At 67.6% G+C, this 5673-nt stretch carries 6 protein-coding genes and 1 pseudogene; 2 read left to right on the top strand and 5 right to left on the bottom strand.

What is annotated here, in order from left to right; genetic code table 11:
- The 5 genes from ACTWQN_RS37920 to ACTWQN_RS38085 all read right to left on the bottom strand — a co-directional run.
- The coding region (locus ACTWQN_RS37920) for a WXG100-like domain-containing protein (protein ID WP_443208513.1) at positions 1–973 on the bottom strand (973 nt) is incomplete at its 3' end.
- A gap of 14 nt (positions 974–987) precedes the next feature.
- Positions 988–1317 (bottom strand): WXG100 family type VII secretion target, encoded by a 330-nt coding sequence (locus tag ACTWQN_RS37915; protein ID WP_443208512.1) that lies wholly within the window; start codon positions 1315–1317, stop codon positions 988–990.
- Entirely contained in the window at positions 1314–1907 is a 594-nt protein-coding gene (locus ACTWQN_RS37910) for a YbaB/EbfC family nucleoid-associated protein (protein ID WP_443208511.1), read from the bottom strand. Before ACTWQN_RS37910 ends, ACTWQN_RS37915 begins: the two co-directional genes overlap by 4 nt.
- Positions 1908–2237: 330 nt before the next feature.
- The gene (locus ACTWQN_RS37905) at positions 2238–2930 is read right to left on the bottom strand and encodes a DUF7003 family protein (protein ID WP_443208510.1); all 693 of its coding nucleotides are present in this window, start codon (positions 2928–2930) and stop codon (positions 2238–2240) included.
- On the bottom strand, positions 2927–4432 hold the full coding sequence (locus ACTWQN_RS38085) for a DUF8616 domain-containing protein (RefSeq protein ID WP_504230375.1): 1506 nt from the start codon (positions 4430–4432) through the stop codon (positions 2927–2929). Before ACTWQN_RS38085 ends, ACTWQN_RS37905 begins: the two co-directional genes overlap by 4 nt.
- Before the next feature lie 76 nt (positions 4433–4508).
- Between ACTWQN_RS38085 and ACTWQN_RS37895 the strand changes: the two genes are divergently transcribed.
- Positions 4509–5213 (top strand): hypothetical protein, encoded by a 705-nt coding sequence (locus ACTWQN_RS37895; protein WP_443208508.1) that lies wholly within the window; start codon positions 4509–4511, stop codon positions 5211–5213.
- A 39-nt stretch (positions 5214–5252) separates the two neighbouring features.
- Positions 5253–5673: pseudogene (locus ACTWQN_RS37890) on the top strand (hypothetical protein); the annotation flags it as partial.

Below are 5673 nucleotides of genomic sequence, written 5' to 3'. Positions count from 1 at the left end.
CTTCGCCTCCGGCGCCCATTCCGGCGCCGGTGACGCCGCCGGACATGGCGCCGGTGCCGACTTCGCCCCAGTCGATCTTGCCTTCGGTGATGAGTTGTTCGGCGGCGCTGCCCACGGCGCCTTCGGCGGCGCCGAGGGCGCCTTCCTTCACCGCTGTCTTGCCGAGTGCAGCCGCCGTGCTCTCCGCGGCCTCACCGGCCGCTTCACCAGCGGCCTCGCCCGCTGCGCGCCCGGCCGCGCGGCCCGCCGCATTGCCCGCGGCGTCCCCGGCGGCGTCGCCGACTGCATCGCCCGCCTGCTTGCCGAACGCTTTGCCCGCGCCATCGAAAACACCGCCGACCGCACCGCCGATGGCACCGCTGATCGCGGCGTCCTTGAACTTTCCGCCGTCGAAGCCGTCGCGCTCACCGGAGGCGATCTGCACGCCCTGCACCGCGAACTCGATCGCGACCGAGGTGGCGATCTCGATGGCGATGTTCTTCACTATGGCTATCACGAGCTGCTTGAAGATCTGCATCACGACGGTGCGAGTGATGGCTTGGGCCGCGGCGATGCCCGCGGTGGAGGCACCGAAGGTGAAGGGTCCGGCGGCGAGCATCGCGGCGATCTGGATCGCCAGCGCGATGAGTGAGGCGATGATCGTCAGCTTGGTGTGTTCGACGTCCAGTGCGGCGTCGTCGCAGCTTTGGGCGAGTTTTTCGCAGGCTTCCTTGAGTTTCGGCAGCGCGGCCTCACCGCCGTCGCCGATGTCCTTCCAAAGGTTGGCGAAGGCATCGGCGGTCTGGCCCTCCATCGCGCCCTTGGCCTGCTCCGCACCGCGGTTGGCCGCGGACTTGACGTTCTCGATGCCGTCAGCGGCGGCGCGCCATGCGTCAGCCATCCGGCGCATCGCGTCCTCGTCGCCTTCCGGCCAGGATTCGCCGACGACGATGGGCAACAGCCACTTGACCTCGTCGGGCATTTCGATGCTCACGAAAAGTCAACTCCCTACGAGGGCATGTCCGAGCCGGACTTACCGATGTCGCCAGCGGATTTCGCATCCCCGGATTCGGTGTCGTCGGCAGTGGCCTTCAAGTTGTCGTCGATGTCGCCGAGGGCCTTGACAACCTTCTTGAGGCTGTCCAGCACGCTGTCCCGGCCGGGGGTGTAATCCTTGGCGAAGCTCTCCCCAGCCTCGTCGTTGCCCCAGCACTCACCCTCACCGTCCAAAGCGGACTTGAGGGTGTTGAGCACGTTGTCGAGGTCGTCGCCGGAGTCGCCGATCTTCTTGCCGCCCGTGCGGATTTCCTCGGGCTGCATCCGCATTTCGCCGCTCATCGACGGCCCCCTCGCCGATTGGTTCCATCCCAGTTCCAGTCGTCCCAGTCCTCTTCGGGTGCGGGGCGGCTGCGGACCTGTGGCTGTGGCCTGCTCGGCGGGCCTGCCGGTGCGGGACTGGCCGACTCGGCGCTGCGCCGCTGCGCGCGCTCGGTGGTCGGGTCCGGGGGCTCGACCAGCGGTCCGCTCTGCAGGAGTCCCTGCAGGGAGGGAACGCCGGGGATCACGGGGACGTTGGACGTGTCGGCCATCGGCGCGAACTCGTTCTGCAACGCCCGCTGCGCGGTGCCGGTCGCCTCCCGGATGACGCTCGTGATGGTCCGCGCCAGCTTGTCGGGCGTGCTGCGCTCGAATGCCTTCGGCGAGAGTGCGACTTCCTGCACCGTCCCGGTGGCGTCGACGCGGACGGTGATCATGCCGTCATCGGAGGCCACCTCGTACGTCTGCTGCGCAGCCTGGGCCTGTTTCTGCTGGATCTCGGCGGTGCGCCTGCGCAGATCCGAAAGCATGCCGTCGATCTGGTTGCGAAGCGCGGCGTTGCGCGAGGCAAGATCCTCGCGCCCAACCCCGAAGTCGTCCCGTCCGGACATGATCGCCTTCCACCCATCGCTGCTCGTCGAAGCACGGCCCCCGCCAGAGAGAGCTACGCGCGGTCATCACCAGATGACCAAGCGCAAGCCCCCTTGATGCCGCCCTTACGAGAATGACGCTCGCATTGACGCAGCGGTGCCATGGGGGTGCAGAAAGGCTCCAAATAGAGCAGTGTATGAGTCCGTTTGGCTCAAACTGTTCGGTTGGGTTCAAGTTGTCGACATAGGCAAATGCGCAGGTCTCAGGCGCAAGGCACAGAGCTGAGAAGGCTCCGCGGGTGGGCGGAAATTATCCAGTACAGACAAGTCGTCCTAAATGGGGTATTTGGGCTAGTCTGAGATCCACGCCCAGTGGCGCCAGTCTGTGTTGGCGCCCTCAGTGCAGATCTCGGGGGCCGGTGCGCGGCGCTGTGCGACAGCGTCGGCGATCTCCTGGAAGCATGCGGTGTCGCTCGGGGGTTCTTCCTCTGCTTCGTCTGGGAGTTGCCATTCGTCCAGGCTGAACAGGAGTGAAGCGGGTTGCCGCTTGAAGAGGGGCAGGAGTTCGGAGGGGGGTAGCAGGAGGTCGGCGTGTTGCGCGAGCATTCGAAGGAACGCGAGCTCGGCGGGCATTCCCGAGGGGGCGACCTGGGCTCGCTGGTAGTCCTCATCCGTGAAGGTGAAGCTGCGCTGCTGTCCATTGAGGTCGACGGAAAACACGTGAAGGTCGAGCTGGAAATTGCCCTCGGGGCTCCAGAACTGACTGCCGATCGGTGGCTTGATCGGCATGATTCGTTCAGTTTTCGGACTTGGCTCCAGATGATTCCCGTACGCTTGAACCAGGTTGACGAATTCGGCATCGTAGCGCGCCCAGGCCAGCAATTGGATGATCAGTGTCCACTCGGTGTCTGACGCGAAGGCGTCCATCCTAATTGCGGCACTCGGATAGTTGACGTTCCCGGGAAGGAGGATGCTGTAGTCCTCGGTCGCTTGGTCGAGCTGACGCAACAGTTCGTCGCGCACCGAGTTACTGGTCTGGCTCATTCGTCCCCTCTGTCTCTGAGCTGCTGGATCTTATCCCTGAGCTCGTTGGCCTCCTTGCCGAGTCTCTCATACTTGTCGAGCTGGAGTAACAAGCCTCGTACTGTTCCACCCTGCTTGCGGTTATGCTCCCGGCATGCCGGGTAAAGGCGCCACGGTTCGACCTGGTCGGTTCTGTCCTTGGGTGTGATGAGGGGTTTTCCGTCTAGTGTTACTCCGGTCAGCTTGACGGGTGGGAAGTGATCCGGTGTGTAATGTTCTTCGTTCGTCTTGTGTGGCCCACAGATGTGGCATCCGTATTTCTGGCCTTTCTCGGTTGCCTTATCTATGTCAGATTGGTTGGTTCCATCGCGATCTGTCGGGAAGGATGCATCTGAGTTGTTCTGGTAGGATTCTTTGACGTTTAAGAGGGCGTTTTCTGCAAGTTTTGTCTCGATCTTCTCTTTCAGCTTCTCCTGCTGCTGCTCGATTTTTTCGAGCTGCTTCTCAAGCTGTTCTGGTGTCTCCTCTCCCCGGGCCTCGGCATCGTCCGGCCGGTCGCCGATGTCTTCGCCGTCTCTGGACGGATGGAAGGCGTCGTTGCTGGCTGGGGTGGATGTGCCGTCGGGGTTGTGGGTGTCCCAGCCTCCGTCTGGGGGCCAGGTGGGGCCTCCGTCTGGGGCTCGGCTGGAGGAGAAGACCTGGCCGTTGGTGTCGGTCCAGGCGAGGCCGCGTGGTGCGGTGACGGGGACGCCGAGTTCGTTGGCGAGGTCGCGGGCGAGGCCGCTGGTTCCTGCGTCGCAGGACAGCAGGCGGATTGGTTGGCCGTTCCAGTTGGGGTCGTTGCGGAGCATGTCGGCGAGTTCCTTCGGGCTGAAGGTGTGGTCGCCGATGCGGACTCGGCCGTCGGGGAGTGCGTGCACGTCGACGGTGTGGTGCACGCCGTCGTCGGGCACTCGTTGTGCGAGGTCGCGCATGTTGGGGTCGGTGTGGAAGGACGAGCCGCTTGGTGTGGTGTCGCGTTGGGCTGCGGCGTCGTCGATTTGTTGCTGGCGTTCCGGAGTTCCGGGCTCGGCGTCGTTCAGTCGCGGGCCGGAATCCGGGGAGCGGTCCGGCGTGTTGGCGTCCGGGCCCGAGTCCTTCGGGTGAGCCGCATCCGTACCGTCCGGGCTGGCTGGGCCGCCGTCCGGGGTGCGCTGGTGCGGTACGCCGGGGCCGCCCGTGCCGCTGTGGGGACGCGACGGTGCGTCGGACTGCGCCGGTCCGCGTGCTGCCGCGCTGGTCGGGCGGTCCGAGGTTCGTGATCCGTCGGGCCGTCCGCCGTCTGGGCGGGAGGGGCTGGTCGGTCCGCCGGGGCGGCTGCCGGGTTGCCCGCCCGGGTCTGGGCGCGGTCCGGCGTCGCCGCCGGGTCGGCTTGCGGCGCCGGGCGAACCCGGAGTGCCGGTCCAGCCGCCTCCGCTCCCGGGACGGCCTCCGCCGCCGGACGGCGTCGCACCTCCAGCAGCCGCGCCGGGCGCTCCCGCCATCCCGCCGCCCATGGCGCCGCCAGCGGCTGTCGGCTGATCGGCTCGCGGCGCATTCGGTGGTGGCAACGTCCCGGACATGGCGGGAGCCGCAGCCGCCGCTGGGGAGTCCACATTGGATGCCGCGGTCGTGCTGGCCGGGGTGTTGGGGGAGCGGTCGGTGCCGGGGACACCGCCACCGCCCGCTCCACCGGGTGGAAGTCCGACAGCTCCTGCGGAGCCGCCGGGGATGCCGCCACCGCCCGCCCCGCCACCGCCCGCAGCGGCACCGCCGCCGTTCGGCACGCCACCGCCGGAAGAACCGCCGCCGGAAGAATCACCGCCGGAGGTGCCGCTGCTGGAAGCAGAATCGTGCGAGCCACCGCCGGACGAAGCCTGGCTTCCGCCGAGATCCGAACCACCGCTTGACGGGGCATGGCTGGCGCTTCCGCCGGACGAGGCGCTGCTGGAGCTGGCGTCGGCGGGACCGGAGTCGCTGGTGGCGGAGCTGCGGGCGGACGCGCCCGAGTTGGCGTGCGAGCCGCCTCCGTCGCTCGACGAGCCGCCGGAGTCCGCATGGGAACCGGATCCTGAGCCACCGCCGGAAGAACTCGGCGAGTCGGACGAGCTTGCCGACATGGTGTCCGGCCGCGACGAACCGCCACCGTCGGACGACGAACCGGAATCTCCTGCGGAGGAACGGGATTCGGATCCGCCGCCGGAGGAGCCGTCTCCGGCGGAGCTGCTCTGCGACGAGCCGCCGGATGAGCTCCCGCCGGAGTCGCCGCTCGAACTGGTGGACTGATCGCTGCCGCCCGAGCCACCGCTGGCTCCGTCGGATGAGGTGCCAGCGCTCCCGCTTGCGCCGGAGCTGCCCGAACCAGCATCCGAGCTCGACCCGGCACTGCCGGAGCTCCCCGGGCTGTCGGAGCCTGCGTCGGAACTGCTTGAACCAGGACCGGAATCGCCTCCGGAGCCCGAGCCGGAACCGCTGGATCCATCGGATCCCGAGCTGTCCGAACCCGATCCGGCGCTGTCGGAACCGGAGCCCGACCCGTCACCGGAGCCGCTGGAGCCCGAGCCAGCACCATCGCCGCCGGAGCCGCTCGCACCGGACCCGCCGGTGTCGGGGACGTCGACGTCGCCCGCGCGGCCGACTGCTTCGCCTCCGGCGCCCAGTCCGGCGCCGGTGACGCCGCCGGACATGGCGCCGGTGCCGACTTCGCCCCAGTCGATCTTGCCTTCGGTGATGAGTTGTTCGGCGG

This window comes from Saccharopolyspora antiqui (genome assembly GCF_052246905.1).
Lineage (GTDB): Bacteria > Actinomycetota > Actinomycetes > Mycobacteriales > Pseudonocardiaceae > Saccharopolyspora.
Note: the sequence above shows the minus strand (reverse complement) of the source record. Positions and strands in the feature narration are given on the sequence as shown.

What these genes read in the sequence shown, in the direction of transcription:
- ACTWQN_RS37915 (WP_443208512.1), bottom strand. Translation starts at nt 1,317, where the DNA reads ATGAGCGGCGAAATGCGGATGCAGCCCGAGGAAATCCGCACGGGCGGC.
- ACTWQN_RS37910 (WP_443208511.1), bottom strand. Translation starts at nt 1,907, where the DNA reads ATGTCCGGACGGGACGACTTCGGGGTTGGGCGCGAGGATCTTGCCTCG.
- ACTWQN_RS37905 (WP_443208510.1), bottom strand. Translation starts at nt 2,930, where the DNA reads ATGAGCCAGACCAGTAACTCGGTGCGCGACGAACTGTTGCGTCAGCTC.
- ACTWQN_RS38085 (WP_504230375.1), bottom strand. Translation starts at nt 4,432, where the DNA reads ATGGCGGGAGCGCCCGGCGCGGCTGCTGGAGGTGCGACGCCGTCCGGC.
- ACTWQN_RS37895 (WP_443208508.1), top strand. Translation starts at nt 4,509, where the DNA reads ATGGCGGGAGCCGCAGCCGCCGCTGGGGAGTCCACATTGGATGCCGCG.